Raw genomic sequence first — 23,891 nt, 5'->3', positions numbered from 1 at the left:
CCGGTGTCGCGATGCCCCTCAGCGAAGTCAGCGGTGCATGGCCCACGTGATCACTGTGCGCGCCCTGCTTCGCCGCACCGAACAGACCCTTTGCTTTCCGCAAACACGGAAATAAACTGCCTCTCATGACGAGTTTGCGGATCAGTGAGGCGGCGGCGTTGCTCGGAGTCAGCGACGACACCGTGCGGCGCTGGATCGATCAGGGCAAGCTCACCGCCATCCAGCTCGACAACGGGCGCAAGGGTATCCACGGCCGGGAACTGGCCGAGTTCCTGCGGGCCAACGCCGAGGTGCCGCAGCCGGGCGTCACCGTTGCCGCTTCGGCTCGCAATCGCCTGCGCGGCATCGTCACGCGGGTGGTCAAGGACACCGTGATGGCGCAGGTCGAGATGCAGGCCGGGCCATTTCGACTGGTATCGCTGCTGAGTAGGGAGTCGGTCGACGAGCTGGGGCTCGAGGTCGGCAGTGTCGCGGTGGCCTCGGTCAAGTCGACGCACGTCGTTGTCGAGATACCGGAAAGTTGAACGAATGATCCGATTGCCGCGGGTGCTGATCGCTGCCGGGGTCACCGCGGCCGCAGTGGCGGGCTGCGGTGCGGACTCCGAGCCCACCGGCGCGGACGCCGTCGGCGGTACGGTCACGGTGTTCGCCGCGGCCTCGCTGACCGAGACGTTCACCGAGCTCGGCAAGCAGTTCGAGGCGTCGCATCCCGGGGTCAGGGTGGTCTACAGCTTCGGCGCCAGCTCCGCGCTGGCCGAGCAGATCAACCAGGGCGCGCCCGCCGACGTCTTCGCCTCCGCCGCGCCGAAGAACATGCGGCAGGTCGTGGACGAGGGCGAGGTCACCGGCACACCGGTCACCTTCGTGCGCAACCGGCTGGCGATCGCGGTACCGAAGGGCAACCCGGGCCACATCACCGGTCTGGCCGACTTCGGCAGGACCGAGCTCGCGATCGCACTGTGCGCCGAACAGGTGCCGTGCGGGTCGGCCGCCGAGACGGTGTTCGAGCTGGCGGACATCAACCCCCGGCCCGATACCCGCGAGGCGGACGTGAAAGCGGTCCTGACCAAGGTGAAGCTCGGTGAGGTCGACGCGGCGCTGGTTTATCGCACCGACGTGCGGGCGGGCGGCGACCAGGTGGAGGGCATCGACTTCCCGGAGGCGGTCGAGGCGATCAACGACTACCCGGTCGCACCGCTCACACACGCGCCGAATGCGACGGCGGCTGCCGCGTTCGTCGAGTTCGTGCGGTCCGACCAGGCCCGGGCAGTCTTCGTGCAGGCGGGGTTCGACACACCGTGACCAGGTCGGCGCGGCGACGAACACCATCGGGGCGACGACCACTCGTTCTGGTGCTGCCCGCGGTGTGCGCCCTGGCATTCCTGCTCGTTCCGCTGCTCGGGCTGCTGCTGCGGACACCGTGGCGGACGCTGCCCGACCGGTTGTTCAACGCCGAAGTCGGCCAGGCGCTGCGGCTTTCGCTGCTGTGCGCGAGCCTGGCGACGGCGATCTGCCTGGTACTCGGCGTTCCGCTGGCCTGGCTGCTCGCGCGCGGCGAGGTTCCGGGACGGGGGTTGATCAGGGCGCTGGTCACCGTGCCACTGGTGTTGCCGCCGGTGGTCGGCGGTGTCGCCCTGCTTCTTGTGCTCGGCAGGCGTGGGCTGGTCGGCCGCTATCTCTACGAATGGTTCGGATTCACACTGCCTTTTACCGCCGCCGGGGTAGTGCTCGCGGAAGCGTTCGTGGCGATGCCGTTTCTGGTGATCTCGGTGGAGGGCGCGCTCCGGGCGGCGGACCCGCGATTCGAGGAGGCGGCCGCGACCCTCGGCGCGTCGCGCTGGCTGACCTTCCGGCGGGTCACGTTGCCATCGGTGCTGCCCGGTGTCGTCGCGGGCGGCGTTTTGTGCTGGGCGCGGGCCTTGGGTGAGTTCGGCGCGACCATTACCTTCGCAGGCAATTTTCCCGGGAAGACGACCACCATGCCGTTGGCGGTCTACCTGGCCCTGGAGCATGATCCCGACGACGCGATAGTGCTGAGCCTGGTGCTGCTCGTCGTCTCGGTGGCAGTGCTGGTCGCGCTACGCGAGCGCTGGATTCGAGGCGGGGTATGACGCTGGACGCTCATCTTCGGGTCATCCGCGGGAAGTTCCGGCTCGACGTTCCACTGGCCGTCGCGCCGGGTGAGGTGGTCGCGCTGCTCGGCCCCAACGGCGCGGGCAAGACCACGGCGCTGCGCGCGCTGGCTGGGCTGACCCCGCTCGCCGACGGCGCGATCCGGCTCGACGACGATACCTGGGACGCGCCACCGGAGCTTTTCGTGCCCGCCGAGCGTCGTCGGGTCGGCGTCGTCTTCCAGGACTATCTACTGTTCGCGCACCTGAGCGCACTGGACAATGTCGCCTTCGGCCTACGCGCCCGCGGGCACCGCCGCGCCGCCGCCCGCGACCACGCCGCGCACTGGCTCGACCGGGTAGGCCTTACCGATCACGCCGCCGACAAGCCGCGCGCTCTGTCCGGCGGCCAGGCGCAGCGGGTCGCGCTCGCCAGAGCGCTCGCGACCGACCCATTGCTACTACTGCTCGACGAACCGCTTGCCGCGCTCGATGCGAGCACGCGCCTGCGCGTCCGCTCGGATCTCGCACATCATCTGGCCGACTATCCGGGTCATACCGTGCTGGTCACGCACGATGCGCTCGACGCGATGGTGCTGGCCGACCGTCTCGTCATCATCGAGCACGGCGCGGTTGTCCAGGAAGGACCGCCTGCCGAGGTCGCTCGGCGCCCGCGCTCCGACTACGTCGCACACCTGGTCGGACTCAACCTCTATCGCGGCACGGCCCGCGGCACCACCGTCGACCTCGCCGAAGGCGGCGCGCTCACCGTTGCCGAACCCTGCCGGGGCGCGGTGCACGTCGCTTTTCCGCCCACCGCGGTCAGCCTGCATCCCGAGCCCCCGGCGGGCAGCCCACGCAACGCCTGGCCGGTCACCATCGGCGGCATCGAACAACACGCCCACACCATCCGCGTGCGTCTCGACGGTATCCCGCCGGTCCTCGCCGACATCACTCCCGCCACCGTCGCCGAACTCGGGCTCCGACCGGGCACCCGGCTGTGGGCCGCGGTCAAAGCCACCGAGACTCACACCTACCCCGCGTGAGACCGCGAGCTATACGTATGGTCGGGCGGGACCCGATGTCGGCCGGCTATTTGGTGGCGGACCATACGGTCACCGTTGCCTTGTAGGCGTCGCCGGCATTGTCGAGCGACAGCTCTGTGACGAAGGCGACCCGGTTCGCCGCTGTCTTGACGCAATAACTGCTGTCCGCGCTGACCGGAAGGTTTTCGGCCCCCTGGGTTGAGATGAGATTCGAGCACTCTTGCCGTGTGGGCTCGGCCGGGCCGTTCCAGAGCGCGATAGTGGGGTTCGTCGTGAAGGACCCGCCCCGGAGCCCATAGAGCGTGGCGGCCGAGAAACCACCGAGAGACTCGCGGTGATAGCTGACCCAAGCGCTGGCGCCGTTGTTGCTGCGTAACACACGGGGTGGGACCGAGTCCAGGTCGACGAAGGTCAGGTTGATCGTGCCGGACCACCGGATATCACCGTCCGTCGGCGATGGAGCGGCGGGCGTGGAGGCCGAGGGCGAGCCGCCACCTGTGGTTGTCTCGCTCCGAGGCACCTGCCCGGCTGATGCCGGCGTTGCCGACGAGAAGTCCCCGCCGAAAAACGCGTCGAACGCCTTGTCCGGCACCAAAACGATCACACCGCCGATGACCGCGACGATGATCGCGGCGAAAAAGGGGGAACGCATCATCCAGTGACTGCGCCCCTGGGAAGCTCCCTGCGGCGCTGGGCTCGGCTGTTCGGAGTCCTCGGTGCGCCCGTTGTCCCCCATGACGAAGCTTCCTCCTCGCGATGGTCGTTCGAGGAAAAAGCTTAGCCTGGTTGTGTTTTTCGGGCTGCCGATGGCCGTGCGACGCCTGGATCTCCCTGCCGTGACTGGCGAAGCCGACCAACGGCTCGCCGCGTCGACTCCGGCAGGCTGATCGCACCACAGAGCCGGTGGTGGTACTACCGGTCGGTGTGCGCGTCGAGGGGCCGGGTCGAGATCTGCGTAGCTCTGATCCTGAGGATTCGAGGAACAATGCTGAATGCTTGCGCGCCCCGACCGAATTCAGTATGACGACAGAATTTTTAGCGGGTCGAACGCCAATTCAAGATCGACTGCCTACGGCAAGAGAAATTATCGGTGCGAAATAGATCGGCGCCTACCGCATTGCGCGGCAGGCGCCGATGACGCATCAGAGGTAGGCGCCGCACACGGGCCAGGCACCCGGGCCCTGAGTGGCGAGAACGTTCTCCGCGACGCGGATCTGCTCGGCGCGGCTCGCGTTGGCCGGGCTGCCGGAGCCACCGTTGGCCTCCCAGGTACTCTGGGTGAACTGCAGACCGCCGGAGAAGCCATTACCGGTGTTGGTGTTCCAGTTGCCACTGCTCTCGCACTGCGCGACGGCATCCCAGTTGTGGGCCGACGCGGTGGCGGTGGACAGGCCGAACGGCACGGCGACGAGGGCGCCGAGGGCCGCGGTGAAGCCAAGGACACGAGTGCTGAACTTGCGGTTTTGCGACATGTGATTTCCCGCCTGCGCCCACCGACTCGGCGGAATGTCCGCCGCGTCCCTGCCCCCAGGAAGGTCGGGGTTTCTCGAACCGCGGGACAGGGTTTCCGGCGTTCATCGGTTCGAGTTCGAGCTCGGTGTTATCGAGCCGAGATCGACCGTAGCCGAGAAATCGCTGCAGATCACGTTCGAATAACGTCCGAACTGGGTAAAGCAATGCTCCAGAGTTTTCGGCATTCACCGAGGTCGTGCCCCGCAAAATTGGCCATACAGATTCGCTATTACGGCCTCGTTATGTGATCGAGATCACTGTTAAATTGTGAAACAGATCGCATAGTGCCAGCTCCGACGCCTCCCCGTGACCGTCCGGCGCGCCCGTGGCCGACGTGTGACAGCGGGAGGTCAGCCGCGGATCGGGCGAGCACCAGGTGCCGAGACCATGCTCAGGATGACTCCGGCTACCACGAGGACGACGTAACGGCGATCGACCAACCGCACCTGCCGAACGCGCAGGTCACCCCGCATTGTGGAGACTGCGGGCGAACAGCGTGGGAGCTCTCCGGGCGCGTGGCATCCACTTCAGCCTTCAACGCGACCTGCCGCGCCAACCCAGGGAGGGAGGCTTCACACACCCCGCGCCGGTATGGACGGCGATGCCACACACAGCTGATCCACGATCGCGGCATGGAGTTCCGCAACAGCTTCCTGCCGATGCCGATCTGCCGTCCGGAGCGCTCACCATCCTGACCGGCGACCGCGGCCACAATACCGGCGCGCTGCCCAACTCCGGTGAAGACGGCGGCTTCCAAACGTTCCAGGCCTACGGCAACGAGCAGCACAGCATCGCCACCCCCTGCACGGATGGCGGCCTGTTACCTCAACGGCCTCGAAGACGACCCCGCCCACATCTCCCGCCAGGCTGGGACGATTGGCGGGCGGGCGACGACAACTTCCTCTGCACGGCTAGAACTACACCTTGTCCGAAAACGGCACTGTGGTGAAATAGGTTGTCGCGCATTGTATTTCGAGACATACGTCATTACTGTCGATCGATCTGGCGGAGCACCCAGTCCTGGGCGGGTCTTCCGTTCCCCGACGTGATGGACGGCGGTCGTCGGCCCGGCCGCTTGCGCGCGATATCGCCGACTGGCACACCGATTCACCACCGAGTACGGCGGTGGGTCATCGGTAGACGTGACGGCGTTGCGCAGTAACTGGTTCCGGACCAGTAGCAGCTGACGTACGCCGACGAGGTGCCATCCTGGAGCGCGATGCGCGACGAGCGCTATCTCTACGTCCGCTGGTACAAGCGCGAAGAGCGCTCGCGCGCCACCGTTCCGGCGCGGGCTTGCCGGTAACACGTCGGCCGCGGCCGGACTACTTGCCGTGCGCTCGCAACTGGTAGAGCCCTTCGGTTTCGGCGACCACAACGCCGTCGGCGTCGGTGACCACCGCCCGCAAGGTGAACTCGGACTTGCCGTTCGCCGCCGCCTCCTCGGTGATGCGCGCAATGTCCGCTTCCGACAGCGTCGCCTCTGCCCGCACGTCGGTCTTCGCCGGCTTGCGGAAGAAGACGTGCAGGTCTTTCACCAACGGGTAGAACGCCGCGTTGTCGAAGGTGGCGACCGTGATCGCACCGCCGAGGATTTCGGCGACCGTGAACAGCACGCCCGCGTACATCACGCCGAAATGATTGCCGTTGCCCTCGGCCGGGACCGAGGTGGCCGCGAATCCGCGCCGCACCTCCACCGCCCGCACGCCCATCTTGTGCGCGATCGGGATGGTGAATTCCAGTGCCCCGTTGACGAGGTCCTCGAACGGAGGATTCTCGACCTCGCTCATATCCGCAACCGTCCTTCCCACCGGAGGTGGCCGGCACCTCGTTGTCTGCCACGGCCGCCTCGGCGGGCCACACCGAAGCATAGGCGCTCGCTGTCGCATCTCCACAGAGTGTTGGCACTATGCCAACTATTGACGTCACCCGGTCAGACGTTGGTGCCTCAGAGCTTCGGCGCCCGGTGCCAGTCCACCTCCGAGATCGGGTACTCGGCCATATCGCCGTATCCGCTCTGCCGCCGCGGACATTCGTTACCCACGGACGTGGCGCGGTCGGTGACCCGCGATTTCGCACAGCATCCGCATCCGCGGCTCCGGTCTTTTGGACTGGGTGCACAGCCGGCAAACCCACTCGACGATGGCGTCCGGCGAACGTGGAGACTCGCCGGGCCACCGCCGCTGCCGCTGCCAGCAACACATCGAACTGCTCGACCGAACGCTGGTCGAAGACGATCTGCCACTACGCGGGTCGACGTCGGGCTCGTTTCGTTCCTTGTTCATCAACCGTGACGGCGGTTGCTCATGAATGTCGACGGGCGTGTCACGAAGTCGATGTAACGAAGGGGGGCAGCACTGTCGGTTTATAGTGTGAATATGGGTGCGGGGCGGAGGGGAGCGTGCCGATGTCTGACATGTCGAAAGTCGAACTGTATGCGGCGATCCGCCAGGATCTTCGTGCGGGACTGTCCAAGCGCGCCATCGAGCGCAAGCACGGCGTCGGGTGGCGCACGGTAGCCAAGGCGACGGAGTCGGTGTGGCCCGGGCCGCGTAAGGAGTATCCGCCGCGACCACAGAAGCTGGATCCCTACAAGCCGTTCATCGACGATGTTCTGCGCGCCGATCTGGATGTACCTCGGAGGCAACGTCACACGGCGACCCGGATCTATCGGCGTTTGCTCGAGGAACACGGCATGAAAAACGTGTCGTATCAGCGAGTCAGTGCCTATGTCCGCGAGCGCAGACCACAGCTGCAAATGGAACAGATGACATCCCGTCGTCGCTCCGAACGGCTCATCAAGGCTGCCGGGTTCCCCCGCGCCAAGACGTTGCGTGACTTCGATTTCGATGCCAACCCCAGTGTCGACCCCGCCATGGTCCACACCCTCGCCGAATGCGACTGGGTCAGGGAAGGGCTGCCGCTGTGCTTGATCGGTGACTCCGGCACCGGGAAGTCCCATCTGCTCATCGCCTTGGGCACCGAGGCAGCGAAAGCCGGTTTCCGGGTCAGATACACCCTTGCCGCCAAGCTGGTCAACAAGCTTGTCGAAGCCGTCGATGGCCAACGACTCACCAAGACCATCGCCCGCTACAGCGGCGTCGACTTGCTCTGCATCGATGAACTCGGCTACACCGAACTGGACAGACGCGGCGCCGAATTGCTGTTCCAGGTATTGAGCGAACGCGAGGAGAGGAAGTCGGTCGCGATCGTCTCCCATCGCAGCTTCTCCGGCTGGTCCAAAACCTTCACCGACGCCAGGCTCCGCGCCGCCATCATCGACCGACTCACGCTCGGCGGCAACATCATCGACACCGGCACCCAAAGCTATCGCCGTGCCCGTGCCAAGGCGGACGAACCCACCGACAAACCCCGCTGAGCCCGACCGAGCTCCTACTCGACGACGACACCGCATGCCGAGCCGTAATTTGCTCGAAGGCGGCGCGCCGCCGACTCCTCCCTATACATTCGGATGGCCCGGACCGTATGTGACTGAAAATAACCATCCAGAATTCAGAACAAGCACTCCACATCGATGCCGTCAGAATTCGTGAGAATATGCCGTCGGAATTCATGAAAAAATACCGTCGGAATTCGCGAAAAAAACACCTGCGCCAGTACGTAATCCGCCTCGACTTGGGGACTCGATCCGGAAGTTACTATTGCGTTTACATTTACGGAGACGTATCTTTGGGGGTGGGTTTATTTCCGATCCATTTACGCAAGGGGGATGTAGACGATTAGAAAATCGTACAGGAGGCGGGAGCGCCGACGGCGACCTCCTACTCTGTAGGCAAATCCGTCACCGGCGACGGTGAGCCGCATAATCAACTGCTGGCAACGTCATCGGCAAACACATCCGTGGCAACGGCATCCACGTCGAAGCCGGGTCGTGTGAGCCTGCAGCCCTGCACTGCCAGCAACATCTTGGACACCTGTGTCCCCGTCAGGACAGCGTCGTCAGCTGTCACTGACTGACGGCCCCACTGCCACCAGCAGACGTATCGGCCGCGGACACCATCCAAAACACCCACGCCCGGCGGCGTACGTGGCCGCCCAGCCTCGGTCGGTCATGCCCACACCACGTTGGTCATGCCCACACCACACCGACAAGGAAGGCAGCATCATCATGCCCATCTCACCCAACCAGGGGTCGACCGGAGGCGGGACCACCGTCACCATCACCGGCACGAACCTCGGCGGCGCCACCGCCGTGCGCTTCGGCTCCAAGCTGGCCACCATCACAGGCAACACACCCACATCGGTCACGGCTGTCTCTCCGTCCGGGACGGGCACGGTCGCGGTGACCGTGACTACCGCGGGTGGGACCAGCAACCCGCTGTCGTTCTTCTACATCGGCGCGCCGTTCAAGTCGACCCTGTCCCCGGTGTCGGGTGTCACCGCCGGCGGCAACACGGTCACTATCACCGGAATCGGATTGTCCACCGCTACTTCGGTCGCTTTCGGTGGTAACACCGCGACTCCGACCGTGGTCAGCGACGGCACCCTGACCGTTGTCGTGCCGGCAGGCGCGGCCGAGGGGTCGGTCGGGGTCAGCGTCACCACCGCGGGTGGTACCAGCAACGGCCTGTCTTACACCTACGTCGACACGCCAACCCTGGGCACCCCGATTCCCACCTCAGGTCCGACTTCCGGCGGCACTGCGGTGACCGTCCCCGGCACTGATCTGACGACCACCGAGTCGGTCACGTTCGACGGGGTCGCGGCACCGTTCGACGTCATCTCCGACACGGAGCTCGTCGCGGTCACGCCGCCGGGAGCCGCCGGTGCCGTCGACATCGTGGTCACCACAAGCGGGGGCAGCGCCACCGCCGTCGGTGCCTTCACCTACGTCGCCGGACCCGGCATCTGACCGCACGTCCGGGCGGCTGACGCCCGGACACCGGATGACCGCGGCGTGTCGGCCCCGGGCAGGCTACTCGTTTCCCTGCCCGGGGTCGGCACTCCTCAGCAAAACAATCCGCCCCGGCCCGCCTGATTCACGGCCGGACCGGGGCTTTGACCCCACTCTCGAAGGACCACGGTCATGCCAACCATCACTTCCCTCTCTCCGACCTCGGGGCCTGCCTCTGGGAATACCACTGTCACCATCACCGGCACCGGGTTCGTCCCGATTGTCACCACTGTGAAGTTCGGCACGGTGGCGACCTCGTTCACCGTCAACTCCCCAACGCAGATCACGGCCATCGCCCCTCCCGGAACAGGTACGGTGCAGGTCACTGTCACCACGTCGGGTGGTGGCACCAGCAACGGGGTTCCCTACACCTATCTCCCGGTTCCATCCCTGAGCAGCGTGAATCCCACGCAAGGCCCCAGCACCGGAGGGAACACCGTCACCCTCACCGGCACCGGCCTCACGGGGGCCACCGCGGTCTCCTTCGGCAGCACCTCGGCGACCTCGTTCACGGTCAACTCCGACACACAGATCACCGCGGTCGCACCAGCCGGCACCGGTTCCGTGCAAGTCACCGTCACCGGTCCGGGGGGCACCAGTAACGGGGTCTTCTACACCTACGTCGTGGTCCCCACCCTGACCTCGCTCAGCCCCAATCAAGGGCCCGCATCAGGCGGCAACACGGTCACCATCACGGGCACCGGATTCGTCGGTGTCGTCACCAACGTGAAATTCGGCACCGTGGCGACCTCGTTCACTGTCAACTCCCCCACGCAGATCACCGCCATCGCCCCACCCGGGTCCGGGACGGTGCAAGTCACGGTCAGCACCTCCGGCGGCACCAGCAACGGTCTCCCCTACACCTATGTTTCGGTGCCATCCCTGACCTCCATCAGTCCGACTGCGGGTCCAGTGGCTGGGGGCACGACGGTCATCCTCACCGGCACGGGCCTCACCGGAGCCACCGCCGTTACCTTCGGAGCCACACCGGCGACCTCCTTCACGGTCAACTCCGCCACACAAATCACCGCGGTCGCACCGGCCGGAACCGGCACGGTACAAGTCACCGTCACCACTCCAAGCGGCACCAGCAACGGAGTCTTCTACACCTACGTCGCGGTCCCCACCCTGACCTCGCTCAGTCCGACGGCAGGTCCGGCGGCAGGAGGCACCACGGTCATCCTCACCGGCACAGGCCTCACCGGAGCCACCGCCGTTACCTTCGGAGCCACACCAGCGACCTCCTTCACGGTCAACTCCGCCACACAAATCACCGCGGTCGCACCGGCCGGAACCGGCACGGTACAAGTCACCGTCACCACCGCAGGCGGCACCAGCAACGGGCTCCCTTACACCTACGTCCCGGTACCTTCCCTGACCTCCATCAGTCCGACTGCGGGTCCAGTGGCTGGGGGCACGACAGTCATCCTCACCGGCACGGGTCTCACCGGAGCCACCGCCGTCACCTTCGGAGCCACACCAGCGACCTCCTTCACGGTCAACTCCGCCACACAAATCACCGCGGTCGCACCGGCGGGAACCGGCACAGTGCTGGTCACGGTCACCACTCCAGGCGGCACCAGCAACGGAGTCTTCTACTCCTACGTCGCGGCACCTTCGCTGACCTCGATCAGTCCGATAGCAGGTCCGGTAACCGGAGGCACCACAGTGGTCCTCACCGGCACCAACCTCACCGGAGCCACCGCCGTTACCTTCGGAGCCACACCAGCGACCTCCTTCACGGTCAACTCCGCCACACAAATCACCGCGGTCGCCCCCGCGGGAACCGGCACATCGCTGGTCACCGTCACCACTCCGGGTGGCACGACTGGTGGGCTCGCCTACACCTACGTCGCGGTACCTTCCCTGAGCGCTCTGAGTCCCGCTCTGGGACCTCTCGCGGGGGGGACCAATGTCACTATCACCGGCACCGGTCTCACCGGAGCCACCGCAGTCACCTTCGGAGCCACACCGGCGACCTCGTTCACCGTCAACTCCGACACACAAATCACCGCGGTCGCACCGGCTGGGATCGGCGCGGTACTGGTCACCGTCACGACCGCAGGCGGCGTCAGTAACGGCCAGTTGTACACCTACCTCACGCTCCCTGCCCTGATTGCCCTCAGTCCGCTCGCAGGTCCAGTGGCCGGAGGCACCACGGTCACCCTCACCGGCACCGGCTTCACCGGAGCCACCGCCGTCTCCTTCGGAGCTACACCGGCGACCTCGTTCACCGTCAACTCCGATACGCAAATCACCGCGGTCGCCCCCGCCGGGACAGGGGTGGTGCAGGTCGCTGTCACCACTCCGGGTGGCACCAGTAGTGGGGTTTTCTACACCTACGTCGCCTTGCCCACTATCGGCATCCCGGTCCCCGCTGCCGGTCCGACTGCCGGCGGCACGTCGGTAATTATCCCGGGGGCTGCTCTGACGACCACCGATTCGGTCACGTTCGGCGGTGTTCTGGCATCGTTCACCGTCAACTCCGACACGCAGCTCGTCGCGGTCACCCCGCCGGGAGCCGCTGGTGCCGTCGACATCGGGGTTACCACCGCCGGAGGCACCGTCACCGCGACCGGTGCCTTCACCTACGTCGCCGGACCTGGCATCTGACCGGATAATGCCGGACGCCGCCATGGGCAGACTGCTCGTTCCTGCTCAGGGCGGCGGTTCGGCCGCACAGGCCTACCTCGCAGTTCCCACGGTTGGGCGGCGGTTCTGGCATCGGATTCGACCATGCGCTCGAGGCAACGAATATCGCGGTCGACAAACTCCGGCAGCCGGACGGAGTTTTCGAGGGAATTCAATTTCATGCCTATCGCCAACAGCAACAACATCATCTCTTCCGGGTCTCGCACTCCCGCGAGACCGATCACGACGCCGCCGTGTAGGTGATCATCCAGCCGCGCGAATGCATCAGATCGACATCGATCGAGACCAGTTCGATGGTGTCGGGCACATTCCTAGCTTTCGATTGCGCCGCCTCTACCGGACACCGCGCCAAACACCGGCAACAGTCTCCGAGTGACGGCATCAGACCAACCCTGCACGACCCGCAGGGTCGAGAGAAGGAGAAAAAAATGGGCAAGTTTCTGCGCAATCTCGGCGCATACAACAAGACCACCGCCGCCGCGCTCGGCTCCGGGGCCGCCCTGGCTACCGCGCTGCTCGGTCTCGGCAACCTGCTGCCGGAATCCTTGGCAGGCTGGCTGACCGCCGGTGCCGCCGGAGCTACCACGGTAGCGGTGTTCATGATCCGCAATCAGGGACTCGTCGACCAGCTCGGCGACCGGGCGGTAGATCTCCTGAATCAGTGAGCCACGAACCGCCGGGGAGCAATGCGCCGCAACCCCTTCGAAGCGCTGCCGTGCGTCATCTTCGGCGACCCGGATCATCGGTCTCGGTATCGCGTTCCTATGGAAGCGCCAGCAGGTGTGGCACGAATTCAGGCGACTCGGTGAACTTCAGCGACAGGGGGCGCTATGAATGTCATGGCATCGCCGGTGTTCTCGATTCTCGTGCTTGTCGCCGGCAGCTCGGTGCTGTCGGCGATGGTCACCACTCTGGCGAATCGCAAGTCGATCGACGCGAATACGACGAAAACGAAAGCCGACGCGGCGAAAACTCTGTCCGACACCGCCATCGCCCAAAGTCAGCAGATGGCCGGGCAGATCGGTGAACTACGCCAGGCGCTTCGCGCACATCGGGAATGGGATAAGAAAATGGTACTCAAGGTCCAGCAGGCAGGTCTCGACTTCGACGAGCCTCCTGAGCTCTGGCTCTGACCACCACGAGAAGGTCCCCTTCCACCAATCACGCGGAAGGGGACCTTGTCGCGTTCCGGCGGCCCTCATGTCGCGACCGCCGCACCCGGATCCGGCCGCCGCGTCAGGAGGCGGGGACCAGCTCCTGGGTGATGGCACCGACGAAGTCGGCGAGATCGCCCGGGTTACGCGACGTGATCAGCGTCCACCCGTCCTCCGGTGACTGCACGCGCGGTTCGTCGACCCACGCTCCCCCGGCATTGGTGATGTCGGTGCGCAACGAGAAATACGAGGTCAGGGTCTTTCCGGGCAGCAAACCGGCGTCGACGAGCAGCCAGGGGCCGTGGCAGATCGCGGCGATCGGCTTGCCCGCGTTCGCGAACTCTTGGGCCAGTTCGACGGCTCGCTCGGTGACCCGCAGTTTGTCGGCGTTCACCGTACCGCCAGGCACCACCAGCACGTCGAAATCGTTCCCCGATACCTCATCGAGCGACGAATCAGGCTGCACCGCAGCATCTTTGTCCACGTCACGGTGGAAGGTCTGCACCTGTTCCCGCTTCGGCGCGGCATGCGTGACCTGCGCGCCTCGTTTGCGGAGCTCGTCGCGCGGCACCAGCAGTTCATCCCGTTCCACCCCCGTATTCGAGGTGATGATCAGGACCCGCACATCATTCAGCTGATCGGGCATGAGCAACTCCTTTCGTGCTCGAGATGGTCTCCTACATCGGTCATGCCGCGGGTGGGCCCGGCTAAACCTTCGCGGGTCGCGTGGGAGGTCACCTCTCTTCCTGCGTGGGCAGGAAGGTCGCGGACAGGTGCTCCTGGGCCAAGCGGCGCAGGGCGGAGAGGAGGGTGTCGCCGAGGATGGTTCCGACGATGGCGGTTTCGGTCATCCGCTCCAGGTCGGGTTCATTGCGGACCAGGTCGAGGTCGGTGGCGGCGATGGCTTCGCTGGCGGTGGCGTAGTCATCGATCGCGGCGACCACGTCGGCGTGGCCGAGCAGCCGCAGCGCGGCACAGACGTCGACGAGGGTGCCACGGGCGGGGCTCTCCTCGTCGATCTGCCAGCCGCGCCGGTCGAGCAGTGCCGCGACGTCCCCCGCGGCGGCCTCGCGTTGCTCATCACCAACCGGCGATCTGCGCCCACCCAGCGCGTACTGCACATGGCCGAGCGAGTCCCGCGCGGACAGGCTGCCGCTGTCGAGCACCGCGAGCAGCTCCTTGGCCGCTCCGACGGAAAGGCCACCGATATCCACCAGCGCCCGGATCAGCCGCAAGCGGCTGACGTGGTCGTCGCTGTATTCGGCCTGGTTGTGGTGGGTACGCACGCCGGAAGGCAGCAGACCCTCGCGTACGTAGTACTTGATCGTCGCGGCAGGAACACCGCTGGCGCGGCTGAGTTCGGCGATCCGCATCGGTCTCCTCGGGCTTTGGTCCACATATTGACAGTGGGAAGTACAGCTATCCATAATCAGAACCGATAGTACAACTATCGATATCTATAGTTCCGGAAAGTTGAGCAGTATGACTTCACCTTCCCCCGCATTGCCTTGGCATCGTCCGCTGATGCTCCTCGCCGTCGCGATGGCAATCCTCACCGTCGCGTCGGCCGCGGCCATGGTCATCGACGACCGCACCCTCACCGGACTGCCGATCTGGGCCAAATCCGTGAAATTCGCACTGTCCGTGCTGATCTACGCCGTCACATGGTCGTGGCTCATCGCCCAGCTCACCCGCCTGCGGCGGCTCGCGTGGTGGGCGGGAACGGTCGCGGCGGGCGGGCTCGCGCTGGAACTGGTCGTCATCGTCACCCAGATCGTGCGCGGGACCACCAGCCACTTCAATTTCACGACGCCGTTGAACGCCGCGCTGTGGGAGACCATGGGCTCGTCGATCGTGGGAGTCTGGCTCGCCACACTGGTCGTGTCCGTTGCGCTGTTCGCCAACCCGACGGCGGATCGCGCCCGCGATACGGCGATCCGATACGGCACCGTGCTGTCGCTGGCCGGCGCGGCACTCGGGATCCTGATGGTGCGGGAAACACCTGCGCAGCGGGCGACGGGCGGCTCGATCAGCGGGGCGCACACCGTCGGCCCTGCCGATGGCGGACCCGGCTTGCCGATCCTCGGTTGGAGCACCGTCGGAGGCGATCTGCGCATTCCGCACTTCATCGGAATGCACGCGTTACAAGCGATACCACTGGTGCTGATCGTCTTGGAGTTGGGAGCGCGGCGGATTCCGGTATTGCGGTCGATGGAGACCAGGCGCACGCTCGTCGTGATTGCCTCGGCGACCTACGGCGCCCTGCTCGGCGTACTGACCTGGCAGGCACTGCGCGGGCAGTCGGTGGTCCATCCGGACGTAGCGACGCTGCTCGCTTTCGGCGCAATCGGCATTGTCGCAACAGTATCGGGAGTCCTGACAGTACGTCCGAAACATATTGACTCGCAGCATGTCTCAGCAGGCGCGGCGCGATGACGAACCTGCTCTTCGACATCACATTCTGGTTCGCGACGCCGTTCTGGGCACTGATGGTCCTGGCGCCGAGGTGGCGACAGACGAGTGCCGTTGTCACATCACCGCTGATCTGTGTGCCGCCACTGGTGATCTACACGGCGCTGATCGTGCCGAAGGTCGGCGCGTTCGCCGGTGTGTTGATCGACCCAGATCTGACTGGGCTGCAATCTGTTCTCGGCGACGGAACAGGCGCTGCGGCTGCTTGGGCGCATTTCGTCGCACTCGACCTGTTTCTCGGTCGCTGGATCTTCCTCGACAGCCGCACCCGCGGTCTTCCACCGCTGCTGATCAGCCCGCTGCTGGTGCTCACGATCCTGTTCGCGCCGATCGGCGTCCTGCTCTACCTGCTCATCCGATCCACCCGCACAGCGGGGCCGGTGTCCGACCGGCCCATCTCTCTGGAGGCATGATGGAAACCCTCATCGTTCTGCTGACCACCCTGATCGTCCTGCGCGCGGCGGGCGGGCTCGGCGCATGCCGATTCGGCGCGTGGCCCACCTGCGCCGCCTACGCCCTCGGCGTGATGCTGATCATTGTCGAACCCCCGATCCGCCCCGATCCGCCTCGGGACCAGCGACGGCCTCGGCGAGCATCTGGACCTCGTCATCGAGGCGCTGGCTCGGCTCAGCCCGCCGGTGCGGGTGGAACTGACGTCCGCGCCCACCCGAACCAGACTGGACCAGGTCCGCACCTGCGCCCTGGACGCCACGTTTGTCCGTGGCGTCGCGGAGCGTCCGGAACTGCGTCTGATCCCTGTGTGGCAGGACCGCATCGCCCTCGCGCTGCCGATCAATCATCCGCTGTCCGACGCGCCGACGGTCGACCTCGGCGAGCTGGCCGGGATGCCGTTGCGCCTGGCCGACCGCGCCCGCAACGCGCCGCTGCACGATGTGATGGTCGCGGCGTGCCGCGCCGCCGGGTTCGAGCCGGTGTTCGGGCCGCCCTTCACCACGATGCAGGACACGTTGGCCATGGTGGGCGGCAGCGCCGACACCTGGACAGTCGTGTACGAGGCGCATGCGCGCCGCCTGCCGACTGCACGCGTGGCGTTCCGTGCCACGGCGACACCGATTGTCATGACGACGTCACTGGTGGTGTCGGAAACGAATCCGCCGTGGTGCTTCGACCATTTGCTCCAGGCTTGTGATCACCGTATTTGACTGCGGCACAGTGCTATACAGACGCGACGCCTGCCTCGCGTTCGCGTCGGAGCTGGGCATCCCGGCGCCCATCACCTGCCTTCGGCGCCGATGTGCTCCGGGCGGATGCCCAGTCCGATGAATCGGCCCATGGCGTGGCGCAGAGGCGGCAGTGCGTTGAATACGCGGAAGATCCACGGCATGCGCGGCGGCATATCGTCGTCGAGGCGTTTCGGGTAGAGGTCGCGAAGAATTGCCACCTGGAATGCCTGGGTCAGTTTGACCGGTAGTTCGCGGCGCGCCTGGACGGCGCGAAGATGGCGGGTCGTCACACCGCCTGCCAGCAGTGGTGGACCGAGAAGATTCGCGGCCGCGACGGCGTCCTGGATGGCGAGGTTGATGCCGACGCCGCCCGCGGGTGACATGGCATGTGCGGCGTCGCCGATACACAGCAGACCGTCGCGGTACCAGGTCGTCAATCTGTCGACCCGAACGGAGAGTTCATGTACATCGTTCCATTCGGTCAGCTCGTGCATCCGGTCGCTTAGAGCGGGTGCCAGCGCGACGATCCTGCGGTGCAGTTCGGCAATTCCGCGTTCGCGCAGCGCCGCGTACGCTCCGGCCGGAATGGTGTAGGCGATCTGCCAGTAGTCCCCGCGGTCGATGGCAACCATCGCCCCCTTGCCGCTCTGGAAGAACTCCACCCGGTCACTCGGTGAGCGGGAAAGCCGGAACCACAGCACATCCATGGGTGGGGAGCTCGTCGCGAGCCGCAGCCCGCTCGACTGCCGCACGGCCGAGTGCCTGCCGTCCGCACCGACCACCAGATCGGCTCTGATCGTGAGCGGCCCTTCGGGAGTATCGGCGCGGACTCCGCGCACTCGATCGTTCTCGATGATCAGACCGGTGACCTCGGCGCGGCGAACAAGCCGGAACGTTTCGTAGGACGTGGCTTTCGCGGAGAGAAAATCGAGGAAATCCCACTGCGGCAGGAAAGCGATGTACGGGCTGCTCACCTTCAGTCGGCGGAAATCCGCGATGCTGACCACGTCGTGGCCGACCGACGCGGTGACCTGATCCATCCTGGAATGCGGGAGGCGGTGGAATTCCTCGAGCCAACCCAGCTCATTGATCAGCTCTTGCGTCGACGGATGTATGGTGTCGCCCCGGAAGTCGCGCAGGAAGTCGGCGTGCTTCTCCAGCACGGTGATCCGTACGCCCTGCCTCGCGAGCAGTAGTCCCAGCATCATTCCTGCGGGCCCACCGCCCACCACACAGCACGTCGTCATGTCCTCACCCATTGAGCTCGGCCCCTTGCGCGACAACCCCGAACAAGACGATGTCGACGAGCTCGTCGACATCGGTCGCCGATGCGCTCCGCGCGCCGACCGCCACCGCCGCGAACAACGCGTTCGCCGCCGCGCCGCAGTCGTGCGGCCGCAACTCCCCCGCTTCGACTCTGGATCGAAGGTAGTCGGTCAGCATCGACTGTCCCTCCCGGACGAAATCGTTCATGGCGGTGCGGAGTTCGTCATGCGCACGGCTCGCCGTGAAGAACAGATCCACCAGCTGCGCGTTCTCCGCGAGAACCTGCTGGAATCCCGCGACGACCCGCCGAAGCACCTCAGCGGCAGGCTGATCGGCGGTTCCCGCGAGCAGCTCGCGCAACCGCGGGACGAAACCGCGCTCACGCAGCACTGTGGTGATCAGATCGGTCTTCGACTCGAAGTAGTGGTACACAAGCCCGGGCGTGATTCCCGCCCGGGCCGCGATGTCCTTGATCGAGGCCCCATCCACCCCTTTGTCGGCGAATACCGCCAACGCGGTGTCCATCAGATCCTCCCGCCGCCGCTCGGCCTGCTCGCGTCTCGTTGCCATTTTCACCCCAATTGACTAAACGTTCATTCAATGAATGACCATAAGGCCGATCGCCCCGACAGGCAACCCGCGGTCCCCGTAGTACTCGGCTCCACGAGGGCGAGGCCCTGCACGCGCTCGAGCGCGACCTGCTCTATGCGCGCGAGGGTGCCATCCAGGTCCGGCTCCTGGAACTTCTTCGCCGCCATCGAGGTCGGCTCGAGGGTGTCAGCGCTGGTACCTGAGGCGCTCGGCGGCAGCCAGAATGGGGCAGACTGCGGCCGTGGCGGCTGCTCCGAGCCGGGTGTCGGTGGCCAGTATCCATCGGACGGTCTTCATGGCCATGGTCAGGACTTCGCTGCCGCGGAGGCGCATATCCGCCTCGAACTGGCTGATGGCCACGGTGAGGGCGGTGGTGCCGGCGGCGACCTCACGCAGATGCTCCACCAGGCTTGCGGCATCGCGGATGGCTGCCCCAGCTCCCATACCGGCGGTCGGCGGGGTCGCGTGGACGGCGTCACCGAGCGCGGTGATAGGTCCGGCCGGCCACGGGGCGAGGTCTTGTACCCGGGACGAGGCCGCATTGAACCGGAACGCGGCCACACTGTCCGGATCGGCACGGGCGATCACCTCGAGTGGGCGTTCACTCCATCCCTGCCGGCGGAACCTGGCCAGCAGCGCGGTCTGTAGCGCGGCACCCCGGGTGTCACGCATCGAGTCGGTATCGGCGGACTCGGGAAACATGGCTCCCCAGATGTAGGTGGGGCCGTTCGTGACCGCCGCCCGGAGATCGGGTGCGTCGAGTACAGCGTTACCCACCGGGTCGAGGAAGCCGACGTAGAGTGCCGCGCCCCGAGGGCCGATCGCCAGCCCCGATCGCGGTCCGAGCCGTTGTCGCTCCACCGGGCTGAGGTCGTTGACGGAGGTCCTCCCGGAAAAGCCGATGATGCCAGCGGGCTCGTTGTTGGGGCCGCCGGCCAGATGACGGGCTACCAGCGAGTGTGTGCCGTCCGCACCCACCAGCACATCACACTGAACAGATGAGTCGTCGGCGAATATCACCAGCGGTGTCCCGTCCTGGGCGCGGCCGATCTCGGTGACGGCTCGGCCGAGATGGAGATCGTCGCCGACCGCCTCAGCCAGAAGGGTCCGCAGGGTGACGCGGTCGATGTCCACGCTCGGGTTGTCGCCGAGGTGCGGCCCGTGGCCCAGCAGTCGGCCGCGCCGGTCCCAGAACGCGTCCCTGGCTCGCAGACGCAGCGCTGATGCCGACGCCAGCAGCCGTTCGAAGATCTCCGGCGCGACGAGCTCCCGCAGTGCCGACTGCGCCCGACGATCGAGTGTGATGTGGTAGCCCCCAGTCGCTGCCACGTCGGTGTCGCGGTCGAAGACCGCTACGTCGAACCCATGACGGCGCAGGCCGGCGGCCAACGCCAAGCCACCGATCCCGCCTCCGACGATGATGATGCGCATCCTGTTTCGGCTCCTCTTACTGATGTCGGACAACCTTCGGGGTGACATTGCCATCGGTAGTGGACATCGAGTGGCCATAACCGGTCATCATGTGAGGGTGGCCGATACCTCACGACGGGCGCTGCGATTGCTGTCGCTGCTTGCCGCACGCCGACGCTGGTCGCTGAGCGAACTCGCCGCCAGGCTCGACGTCAGCGAACGCACCGTCCGGCGCGATATCGAAACACTGCGGTTGCTCGACTACCCGGTCACGACCATCCACGGGCCGGCCGGTGGCTATGAACTGGGCGCTGGCCACGCGCTGCGGCCGCTGCTGTTCGACGACGAGCAGGCTCTGGCCGTCGCGGTCGCTCTGCAGACCGCCCCCGGCACTGTCTTCGGCCTGGGGTTGGACGCCGCACGGGCACTGGACACCCTCGAGCAGGTGATGCCGGCCCGGCTGCGGGCGACCATGGAGTCGCTGCAGCTGACCAGGCTGCAGAACTACTGGGAGTTCCCGGCGCCACCCATCGCCTCGGATGCGCTGAAGGTCGTGGGCAGCGCAGTACGCCACCACCACGTGCTCATCGTCGAATCGCTGCGTGCCGACGGCACGCGCCCCGAACCCCGCGATGCCGATTTCACCCCTCCACGCCGCATCGAGCCCCACCACCTGGTCGTCTGGGCCGGACGGTGGTACCTGGTCGCCTACGACCTCGCGGCCAGCACCTGGCGCGTGCACCGCGTCGACCGGCTCCACCTCCACACGCCACCAGGCACCCCGTTCACCCCCAGAGACTTCCCAGGCAGCGACGTCGCCCACTTCGTCATGACCAGCCACGACCGAGGCGACAGCCTCGCCACGTGGCAATGCACAGGAACCGCACGCCTGCACCTGGCGGCCGAGACGGTGGCCCGCTGGGCGCCCGGCGGATCAGTCGTCGAGCACCTCGACCCCCAGCACTGTCGCCTCACCATCGGAGCCTGGTCCTGGGCCGGCGTCGCGGGAATTCTCGCCACCTTCGACACCGACCTCACCGACGTGGAACCACCTGAGTTGGTCGAAGCCTGCCGCCGCCTCATGAAGCGGTGGAAGACCATAGCGAGCACCACCTCTGACAAGTCCGACTCGACAACCGATCTCATCAACGATCCTTTCTGAAAGACGAACCGCCGGAGAGCCCGGTGGACCGCCGCGACACTACGGCTACCCGACCCTGCAGCCCTTGATGGCCGTGGTGTCGCCAGACCCGCACTCCCCCAAGGGAATTTCGGGTCAGCCTCTGCCGCAGTGTTTTTCGAAATACGGCGTGGATGTGATCGTCGCCGGGTACAACGGAATCGTGAGTGCTTCAAAGTATTCGGCCGCGTTCGTCAGCGTGCTCATGGCCTCTGTAGCGGTACTCGGACTGCCCGCCGCCCCTGCCGCGGCCGACCCGGTGGGGCCGCAAGTGGTCGAGGAGGCGCCCTTGGGCGGCTCCGTATCGCGGATGGATGTCTACTCGCCCTCGATGGATCGGGTGGTGCCCAACAAGGTGATTCGGGCCGCGGGCGGTGGCCGGGCACCCACGCTGTATCTGCTCACCGGAATCGGTGGCGGTGTGGATGGGATTTCTTGGTGGGACGACACGGACGTCCGGGAATTCTTCGCCGACAAACATGTCAACGTGGTGATGCCGATCGGGGGCGCCTACAGCCTGTATACCGACTGGCTCGCCGACGACCCCGCCGTCGGCCGCAATCGATGGCAAACCTTTCTCACGCAGGAACTCCCGGCAGCCCTCGACACGCACCTCGGCACCACCGGACGCAACGCCATCGCAGGAGTGTCCATGAGCGCGGCCTCCGCGGTCGACCTCGCCATCCAGGCGCCCGACGTATACGACGCCGTAGCCGCCTACAGCGGATGTCCCTGGGCATCGGACCCCGTTGGTGTGGCCATGGTCAGCGCCCAGGTGATACGCGGCGGAGCCAACCCGGCGAATATGTGGGGCGAGCCCGGCGCAGCGATCTGGCAGGCGCACGACGCGTTCGCCAACGCGACCGCACTCGCCGGGAAAACCGTCTACCTCTCAGCGGCTTCCGGCACTCCGGGCGCGATCGACCGAGGCGGACTACCTTTCCCACCGATCGAAGCGATCGCGAGCTCGTGCACCGGCGCCTTCGCAAGCAGGCTCACCGAGCTCGGGCTGCCCGTAATCCATGTCAACCGGCCGGAAGGCGCACATACCTGGGGGCAGTTCGAAACCGACCTACACGATTCCTGGCCGCACCTGGCCAGCGCGCTCGGTGTGTGAAGCACCGGATACCCCTCGGTGTCTGGAATATCCCCGGATCAGCTGTCGGCTTTCGACCCTCGAGGTACCCGCACACGATCGGGCGGCTCGCCGCCCGCAGAAAGCCTCCGAACTCGGCCGATCCGACGGCCGACTCGCTGGGATGCTCCTCGTCGGACGCGACCACGAACCGCTGGTGACCGATCTCGTTCCCGTCGCGGTTTTCACCGGCTGGTTTCCCACGGTTGTCGCCGGGTAGGCGCAGCACATCGGTTTGTCCGACCGAACCAGACAGGAGAGCAATGTTCACACATAACAAAGATCTCCAGTTCGAGGTACGCGTAAGCCAACCGGATCCCCGCTTCGCGACGCTACTGCAGGAACAGTTCGGCGGTGCGAACGGAGAACTGAAGGCCGCGATGCAGTACTTCAGCCAAGCGTTCGTTCTGCGCCGAAAGCATCCGAAGATGTATGACCTGTTCATGGACATCGCCACCGAGGAGTTCAGCCACCTCGAGATCGTCGGATCCATGATCACCATGCTGTTGGACGGGCTCAATGACGACCTGAAGCAGGCGAACGAGCGCTGCGACTGGATGCCCGTGGTCGCCACCTCGGACGGACGCGAACACGCGATCCACCAGGTAGCCGCCAATCCCCTGTTCTTCGCGTTGAGTGGCGGCGGCCCCGACGTGGTGAATTCCGCCGGCGTGCCCTGGCAGGGCTCCTATGTCAACTCCAACGGTGAGCCGTCGGTGGACTTGCGCAGCAATCTCGCTGCCGAATCGCGCGCCAAGATCGTCTACGAGTACCTCAAGCAGTTCACCGACGACCCGGGCGTGCAGGATACGTTGTCGTTCTTGATGTCTCGCGAGGTCGCGCATTTCCAACAGTTCACCGCGGCACTCAACGAACTGCCGGTCAACTTTCCTCCCGGAGCACTGCCCGGCGACGATCGCTTCCAAAACGTCGCTTTCAACATGTCCGACGGTCACGAGAGTGCTCGCGGACCATGGAACGAGGGCCAAGGCCCATGGTCCGCTGGGGTGGAATGGCGGTATGTCGACAATCCAGCCAGCGAGTGGCTCGGCACCAGCCAGCGTGAGAACAAAGGCGCGGAGACCAACCCGGAGGGCAAGCCCGCCGTACAAGGCTCGAAGCCGTTCACGCACGAGCAGCATGTCCCGAGTTGATCTGAGCGGTGGTGGACAAGGTCCACGCCGCTATTAGGGCGTTTCGGCTCCCGCCGCTGTTCGTTGCGGCGGGAGTCTCGTCATCCCCGATCTGCGCACCGGCCACGCT

Annotated in this window: 23 protein-coding genes; 15 read left to right on the top strand and 8 right to left on the bottom strand. The window is 65.9% G+C overall.

Annotated features, from left to right (window positions below; all coding sequences use genetic code 11):
• Window positions 1-125 precede the first annotated feature (125 nt).
• Genes AB0H00_RS09890 through AB0H00_RS09875 form a run of 4 tightly spaced genes read left to right on the top strand, consistent with a single transcriptional unit; the run spans window position 126 to window position 3,157 of the window.
• Window positions 126-524 (top strand): TOBE domain-containing protein, encoded by a 399-nt coding sequence (locus tag AB0H00_RS09890; protein WP_357263720.1) that lies wholly within the window; start codon window positions 126-128, stop codon window positions 522-524.
• Between the two features lie 4 nt (window positions 525-528).
• Window positions 529-1,302 (top strand): molybdate ABC transporter substrate-binding protein, encoded by a 774-nt coding sequence (gene modA / locus AB0H00_RS09885; RefSeq protein WP_357263717.1) that lies wholly within the window; start codon window positions 529-531, stop codon window positions 1,300-1,302.
• Window positions 1,299-2,111 (top strand): molybdate ABC transporter permease subunit, encoded by an 813-nt coding sequence (gene modB / locus AB0H00_RS09880; RefSeq protein ID WP_357263714.1) that lies wholly within the window; start codon window positions 1,299-1,301, stop codon window positions 2,109-2,111. Before modA ends, modB begins: the two co-directional genes overlap by 4 nt.
• Entirely contained in the window at window positions 2,108-3,157 is a 1,050-nt protein-coding gene (locus AB0H00_RS09875) for an ABC transporter ATP-binding protein (RefSeq protein WP_357263711.1), read from the top strand. The genes modB and AB0H00_RS09875 overlap by 4 nt, the downstream gene beginning before the upstream one ends.
• Window positions 3,158-3,203: 46 nt before the next feature.
• Here the strand turns inward: AB0H00_RS09875 and AB0H00_RS09870 are convergent, their stop codons facing one another.
• The 3 genes from AB0H00_RS09870 to AB0H00_RS09860 form a co-directional block, all read right to left on the bottom strand.
• The gene (locus tag AB0H00_RS09870) at window positions 3,204-3,893 is read right to left on the bottom strand and encodes a hypothetical protein (protein WP_357263708.1); all 690 of its coding nucleotides are present in this window, start codon (window positions 3,891-3,893) and stop codon (window positions 3,204-3,206) included.
• A 406-nt stretch (window positions 3,894-4,299) separates the two neighbouring features.
• On the bottom strand, window positions 4,300-4,629 hold the full coding sequence (locus AB0H00_RS09865) for a transglycosylase family protein (protein ID WP_357263705.1): 330 nt from the start codon (window positions 4,627-4,629) through the stop codon (window positions 4,300-4,302).
• A 1,365-nt stretch (window positions 4,630-5,994) separates the two neighbouring features.
• Window positions 5,995-6,459: a YiiD C-terminal domain-containing protein gene (locus AB0H00_RS09860; protein ID WP_357263702.1), complete on the bottom strand. Its 465-nt coding sequence runs from the start codon at window positions 6,457-6,459 to the stop codon at window positions 5,995-5,997.
• Window positions 6,460-7,076: 617 nt separating this feature from the next.
• On the opposite strand from AB0H00_RS09860, the gene istB reads away from it, so the two are divergent.
• From istB to AB0H00_RS09835, 5 genes are all read left to right on the top strand, one after another.
• Window positions 7,077-8,048: an IS21-like element helper ATPase IstB gene (istB, locus tag AB0H00_RS09855; RefSeq protein WP_357263700.1), complete on the top strand. Its 972-nt coding sequence runs from the start codon at window positions 7,077-7,079 to the stop codon at window positions 8,046-8,048.
• A gap of 750 nt (window positions 8,049-8,798) precedes the next feature.
• On the top strand, window positions 8,799-9,542 hold the full coding sequence (locus AB0H00_RS09850; protein ID WP_357263697.1) for an IPT/TIG domain-containing protein: 744 nt from the start codon (window positions 8,799-8,801) through the stop codon (window positions 9,540-9,542).
• 174 nt (window positions 9,543-9,716) lie between these two features.
• Window positions 9,717-12,197, top strand: a complete 2,481-nt coding sequence (locus AB0H00_RS09845; RefSeq protein ID WP_357263694.1) for an IPT/TIG domain-containing protein — start codon at window positions 9,717-9,719, stop codon at window positions 12,195-12,197.
• Window positions 12,198-12,664: 467 nt separating this feature from the next.
• Entirely contained in the window at window positions 12,665-12,901 is a 237-nt protein-coding gene (locus AB0H00_RS09840) for a hypothetical protein (RefSeq protein WP_357263691.1), read from the top strand.
• 174 nt (window positions 12,902-13,075) lie between these two features.
• Window positions 13,076-13,369, top strand: a complete 294-nt coding sequence (locus AB0H00_RS09835; protein WP_357263688.1) for a hypothetical protein — start codon at window positions 13,076-13,078, stop codon at window positions 13,367-13,369.
• A gap of 103 nt (window positions 13,370-13,472) precedes the next feature.
• Here the strand turns inward: AB0H00_RS09835 and AB0H00_RS09830 are convergent, their stop codons facing one another.
• Both AB0H00_RS09830 and AB0H00_RS09825 read right to left on the bottom strand, forming a co-directional pair.
• The gene (locus tag AB0H00_RS09830; RefSeq protein ID WP_357263685.1) at window positions 13,473-14,036 is read right to left on the bottom strand and encodes a type 1 glutamine amidotransferase domain-containing protein; all 564 of its coding nucleotides are present in this window, start codon (window positions 14,034-14,036) and stop codon (window positions 13,473-13,475) included.
• Between the two features lie 88 nt (window positions 14,037-14,124).
• A complete protein-coding gene (locus AB0H00_RS09825) occupies window positions 14,125-14,763 on the bottom strand; it encodes a MerR family transcriptional regulator (protein ID WP_357263683.1) in 639 nt (212 codons plus the stop codon).
• 109 nt (window positions 14,764-14,872) lie between these two features.
• Here AB0H00_RS09825 and AB0H00_RS09820 point away from each other — a divergent pair, with 109 nt between their 5' ends.
• The 3 genes from AB0H00_RS09820 (at window position 14,873) to AB0H00_RS09810 (ending at window position 17,025) form a co-directional block, all read left to right on the top strand.
• Window positions 14,873-15,826, top strand: a complete 954-nt coding sequence (locus AB0H00_RS09820) for a hypothetical protein (protein WP_357263680.1) — start codon at window positions 14,873-14,875, stop codon at window positions 15,824-15,826.
• A complete protein-coding gene (locus tag AB0H00_RS09815; RefSeq protein WP_357263677.1) occupies window positions 15,823-16,275 on the top strand; it encodes an ABA4-like family protein in 453 nt (150 codons plus the stop codon). Before AB0H00_RS09820 ends, AB0H00_RS09815 begins: the two co-directional genes overlap by 4 nt.
• A 123-nt stretch (window positions 16,276-16,398) precedes the next feature.
• On the top strand, window positions 16,399-17,025 hold the full coding sequence (locus AB0H00_RS09810) for a LysR family substrate-binding domain-containing protein (RefSeq protein WP_357263674.1): 627 nt from the start codon (window positions 16,399-16,401) through the stop codon (window positions 17,023-17,025).
• Window positions 17,026-17,096: 71 nt separating this feature from the next.
• Here AB0H00_RS09810 and AB0H00_RS09805 read toward each other — a convergent pair whose 3' ends face one another.
• The 3 genes from AB0H00_RS09805 to AB0H00_RS09795 all read right to left on the bottom strand — a co-directional run bounded on the left by AB0H00_RS09805 (window position 17,097) and on the right by AB0H00_RS09795 (window position 20,334).
• The gene (locus AB0H00_RS09805; protein ID WP_357263671.1) at window positions 17,097-18,305 is read right to left on the bottom strand and encodes an FAD-dependent oxidoreductase; all 1,209 of its coding nucleotides are present in this window, start codon (window positions 18,303-18,305) and stop codon (window positions 17,097-17,099) included.
• Entirely contained in the window at window positions 18,298-18,882 is a 585-nt protein-coding gene (locus AB0H00_RS09800; RefSeq protein WP_357263668.1) for a TetR/AcrR family transcriptional regulator, read from the bottom strand. The genes AB0H00_RS09805 and AB0H00_RS09800 overlap by 8 nt, the downstream gene beginning before the upstream one ends.
• Window positions 18,883-19,089: 207 nt before the next feature.
• Window positions 19,090-20,334, bottom strand: a complete 1,245-nt coding sequence (locus tag AB0H00_RS09795) for an FAD-dependent monooxygenase (RefSeq protein ID WP_357263665.1) — start codon at window positions 20,332-20,334, stop codon at window positions 19,090-19,092.
• Between the two features lie 97 nt (window positions 20,335-20,431).
• On the opposite strand from AB0H00_RS09795, the gene AB0H00_RS09790 reads away from it, so the two are divergent.
• From AB0H00_RS09790 to AB0H00_RS09780, 3 genes are all read left to right on the top strand, one after another.
• Window positions 20,432-21,475 (top strand): WYL domain-containing protein, encoded by a 1,044-nt coding sequence (locus AB0H00_RS09790; RefSeq protein WP_357263663.1) that lies wholly within the window; start codon window positions 20,432-20,434, stop codon window positions 21,473-21,475.
• Between the two features lie 181 nt (window positions 21,476-21,656).
• On the top strand, window positions 21,657-22,610 hold the full coding sequence (locus tag AB0H00_RS09785) for an alpha/beta hydrolase family protein (protein WP_357263660.1): 954 nt from the start codon (window positions 21,657-21,659) through the stop codon (window positions 22,608-22,610).
• Window positions 22,611-22,891: 281 nt separating this feature from the next.
• Window positions 22,892-23,782, top strand: a complete 891-nt coding sequence (locus AB0H00_RS09780) for a manganese catalase family protein (protein WP_357263657.1) — start codon at window positions 22,892-22,894, stop codon at window positions 23,780-23,782.
• The last annotated feature ends 109 nt before the right edge of the window (window positions 23,783-23,891 follow it).

Origin of the sequence: Nocardia sp. NPDC023852 (assembly GCF_040639505.1) — a bacterium.
Lineage (GTDB): Bacteria > Actinomycetota > Actinomycetes > Mycobacteriales > Mycobacteriaceae > Nocardia.
Note: the sequence above shows the minus strand (reverse complement) of the source record. Positions and strands in the feature narration are given on the sequence as shown.

Excerpts from the sequence above, each read along its gene's own strand:
- AB0H00_RS09890 (WP_357263720.1), top strand. The coding sequence starts at position 126 with ATGACGAGTTTGCGGATCAGTGAGGCGGCGGCGTTGCTCGGAGTCAGC.
- modA (WP_357263717.1), top strand. The coding sequence starts at position 529 with ATGATCCGATTGCCGCGGGTGCTGATCGCTGCCGGGGTCACCGCGGCC.
- AB0H00_RS09875 (WP_357263711.1), top strand. The coding sequence starts at position 2,108 with ATGACGCTGGACGCTCATCTTCGGGTCATCCGCGGGAAGTTCCGGCTC.
- AB0H00_RS09870 (WP_357263708.1), bottom strand. The coding sequence starts at position 3,893 with ATGGGGGACAACGGGCGCACCGAGGACTCCGAACAGCCGAGCCCAGCG.
- AB0H00_RS09865 (WP_357263705.1), bottom strand. The coding sequence starts at position 4,629 with ATGTCGCAAAACCGCAAGTTCAGCACTCGTGTCCTTGGCTTCACCGCG.
- AB0H00_RS09860 (WP_357263702.1), bottom strand. The coding sequence starts at position 6,459 with ATGAGCGAGGTCGAGAATCCTCCGTTCGAGGACCTCGTCAACGGGGCA.
- istB (WP_357263700.1), top strand. The coding sequence starts at position 7,077 with ATGTCTGACATGTCGAAAGTCGAACTGTATGCGGCGATCCGCCAGGAT.
- AB0H00_RS09850 (WP_357263697.1), top strand. The coding sequence starts at position 8,799 with ATGCCCATCTCACCCAACCAGGGGTCGACCGGAGGCGGGACCACCGTC.
- AB0H00_RS09845 (WP_357263694.1), top strand. The coding sequence starts at position 9,717 with ATGCCAACCATCACTTCCCTCTCTCCGACCTCGGGGCCTGCCTCTGGG.
- AB0H00_RS09840 (WP_357263691.1), top strand. The coding sequence starts at position 12,665 with ATGGGCAAGTTTCTGCGCAATCTCGGCGCATACAACAAGACCACCGCC.
- AB0H00_RS09835 (WP_357263688.1), top strand. The coding sequence starts at position 13,076 with ATGGCATCGCCGGTGTTCTCGATTCTCGTGCTTGTCGCCGGCAGCTCG.
- AB0H00_RS09830 (WP_357263685.1), bottom strand. The coding sequence starts at position 14,036 with ATGCCCGATCAGCTGAATGATGTGCGGGTCCTGATCATCACCTCGAAT.
- AB0H00_RS09825 (WP_357263683.1), bottom strand. The coding sequence starts at position 14,763 with ATGCGGATCGCCGAACTCAGCCGCGCCAGCGGTGTTCCTGCCGCGACG.
- AB0H00_RS09820 (WP_357263680.1), top strand. The coding sequence starts at position 14,873 with ATGACTTCACCTTCCCCCGCATTGCCTTGGCATCGTCCGCTGATGCTC.
- AB0H00_RS09815 (WP_357263677.1), top strand. The coding sequence starts at position 15,823 with ATGACGAACCTGCTCTTCGACATCACATTCTGGTTCGCGACGCCGTTC.
- AB0H00_RS09805 (WP_357263671.1), bottom strand. The coding sequence starts at position 18,305 with ATGGGTGAGGACATGACGACGTGCTGTGTGGTGGGCGGTGGGCCCGCA.
- AB0H00_RS09800 (WP_357263668.1), bottom strand. The coding sequence starts at position 18,882 with ATGGCAACGAGACGCGAGCAGGCCGAGCGGCGGCGGGAGGATCTGATG.
- AB0H00_RS09795 (WP_357263665.1), bottom strand. The coding sequence starts at position 20,334 with ATGCGCATCATCATCGTCGGAGGCGGGATCGGTGGCTTGGCGTTGGCC.
- AB0H00_RS09780 (WP_357263657.1), top strand. The coding sequence starts at position 22,892 with ATGTTCACACATAACAAAGATCTCCAGTTCGAGGTACGCGTAAGCCAA.